This window comes from Streptomyces katrae (genome assembly GCF_000966975.1).
Lineage (GTDB): Bacteria > Actinomycetota > Actinomycetes > Streptomycetales > Streptomycetaceae > Streptomyces > Streptomyces katrae.
Genome location: NZ_JZWV01000457.1, coordinates 1 through 2,373, shown reverse-complemented (window position 1 = coordinate 2,373; position 2,373 = coordinate 1). Strand labels below are relative to the sequence as shown.

General features: G+C 71.3%; 3 protein-coding genes and 1 pseudogene. All 4 read left to right on the top strand.

Annotated elements, in window-relative coordinates:
- Window positions 1-372: pseudogene (locus VR44_RS17235) on the top strand (sulfate ABC transporter substrate-binding protein); the annotation flags it as partial.
- Between the two features lie 34 nt (window positions 373-406).
- Window positions 407-1,201, top strand: coding sequence for an ABC transporter ATP-binding protein (locus VR44_RS17230; RefSeq protein ID WP_045948400.1), 795 nt, complete (start codon window positions 407-409; stop codon window positions 1,199-1,201).
- Window positions 1,188-2,084 (top strand): ABC transporter permease, encoded by an 897-nt coding sequence (locus tag VR44_RS17225; protein WP_045948399.1) that lies wholly within the window; start codon window positions 1,188-1,190, stop codon window positions 2,082-2,084. The genes VR44_RS17230 and VR44_RS17225 overlap by 14 nt, the downstream gene beginning before the upstream one ends.
- 7 nt (window positions 2,085-2,091) lie before the next feature.
- Window positions 2,092-2,373 (top strand): sirohydrochlorin chelatase (locus VR44_RS17220; RefSeq protein WP_045948398.1); only part of this gene is annotated, 282 nt, incomplete at its 3' end.

Sequence of the window (2,373 nt, the reverse complement as noted above, 5' to 3'; positions counted from 1 at the left end):
AACGTCATCGTGTCCCAGAAGTTCCTCAAGGAGCACGCGGACGTCGTCGAGGCCGTGCTGCGCGGCACGGTGAAGACCAACGAGTGGATCCACTCGAACCAGGACAAGGCCAAGGCCTCCGCGAACGCCCGGCTCCTCGCCGACACGGGCAAGGGGCTGGACCCGAAGGTCATCGACCCGGCGTGGCCGAGCATCTCGGTCACCGACGACCCGCTGGCCGCGACGCTGAAGACGCAGTCCGAGTGGGCGGTCAAGGCCAAGCTCCTGGAGAAGCCCGACCTGGCCGGCATCTACGACCTGACGCTCCTGAACAAGGTCCTCAAGGCGGCCGGCAAGCCCGCGGTCTCCGACGCCGGCCTCGGCGCCAAGTAATCCCGTAGTCCAGCAACCCCAGGAGGTGACGACCATGGCCACCACGCTCGCCAAGGCTGCCGAGGGCTCGGTAGCGGAGCAGACGCACGCCGCCCGTATCGAGCACGTCTCGAAGTCCTTCTCCGGCCCGGCCGGATCGCAGCTCGTCCTGGACGACATCAGCCTCGATGTCGCTCCCGGAGAGTTCGTCACCCTCCTGGGGGCGTCGGGCTGCGGCAAGTCCACCCTGCTGAACCTGGTCGCGGGTCTGGACAAGCCGTCCGCCGGGTCGATCGAGACCCCCGGCGGCCGTCCGGCGCTGATGTTCCAGGAGCACGCGCTGTTCCCCTGGCTGACGGCCGGGAAGAACATCGAACTGGCGCTGCGGCTGCGCGGGGTGGCCAAGGCCGACCGCAGGCCGGAGGCCGAGCGCCTGCTGGAGCTGGTCCGCCTCGGGGGCGCCTACGGCAAGCGGGTCCACGAGCTCTCCGGCGGTATGCGCCAGCGCGTCGCCCTCGCCCGGGCCCTCGCCCAGGACAGCCGCCTGCTGCTGATGGACGAGCCCTTCGCGGCCCTGGACGCCATCACGCGTGACGTCCTGCACGGCGAACTGACCCGCATCTGGCAGGAGACCGGGCTTTCGGTCCTCTTCGTCACGCACAACGTCCGCGAGGCCGTCCGCCTCGCCCAGCGCGTCGTCCTCCTCTCCTCCCGCCCCGGCCGGGTCGCCAAGGAATGGACCGTCGACATCCCGCAGCCGCGTCGCATCGAGGACGCGGACGTCGCGGAACTGTCGCTTGAGATCACTGAACACCTGCGTGGGGAGATCCGCCGCCATGGCCAGCACTGACACCACCCCGAAGGCCACGGCGAAGACCGACGACCTGGCCGGCCTGGAAGCCGGCCTGGACGCCCTCGACGCGGTCCAGACCCACCGCACCCCGGTGCGCGAGGTCCTCACCAAGAAGGTCCTGCCCCCGGTCCTGGCCGTCGGCCTGGTGCTGGTGGTCTGGCAGGTCCTCGTCTCGGCGAAGGTCACCGACGAGACCAAGCTGCCCGCGCTGTCCGCCGTGTGGGACAGCCTGACCGACATGTGGCTGAAGGGCACGCTCCTCGAAGTCGTCTGGACCTCGGTCTCCCGGGGCCTGCTCGGCTTCCTGCTGGCCCTCGCCATCGGCACGCCGCTCGGCCTGCTCGTCGCGCGGGTCAAGTTCGTCCGCGCCGCGATCGGCCCGATCCTCCAGGGCCTGCAGTCTCTGCCCTCGGTCGCCTGGGTGCCGCCGGCGGTGCTCTGGTTCGGCCTCAACGACGCCATGATGTACACGGTGATCCTGCTGGGCGCCGTCCCGTCCATCGCCAACGGCCTCGTCTCCGGCATCGACCAGATCCCGCCGCTGTTCCTGCGGGCGGGCCGCACCCTGGGCGCCACCGGCCTGCGCGGCGCCTGGCACGTCGTCCTGCCGGCCGCCCTGCCGGGCTACGTCGCCGGCCTCAAGCAGGGCTGGGCCTTCTCCTGGCGCTCCCTGATGGCCGCCGAGATCATCGCCAGCTCCCCCGACCTCGGTCTGGGACTGGGCCAGCTCCTGGAGAACGGCCGCAACAACATCGACCTGCCGGGCGTGTTCCTCGCGATCGTCCTGATCCTGGTCGTGGGCATCGCCATCGACCTGCTGATCTTCAGCCCGGTCGAGCGCTGGGTGCTGCGCAGCCGCGGCCTGCTGGTCAAGAGCTGAGCCCCCGATGTCCCGCGCACTCCTGGTCATGGCCCACGGCAGCCGCGATCCGCGGCACGCGGCGACCGTGCACGCCCTCGTCGGGCGGGCCCGGTCGCTGCGGCCGGGGCTGCGGGTGGAGACGGCCTTCCTCGACTTCAACGGCCCGACCGTCTCCCAGGCCCTGGCCTCCCTGTACCTCTCGGGCGTACGTGAGGTCGTGGCCCTGCCCCTGCTGCTGACGCGGGCCTTCCACGCCAAGGCGGACGTCCCGGCGGTCCTGGCGGAGTCGGCGACCCGCCTCCCCGGC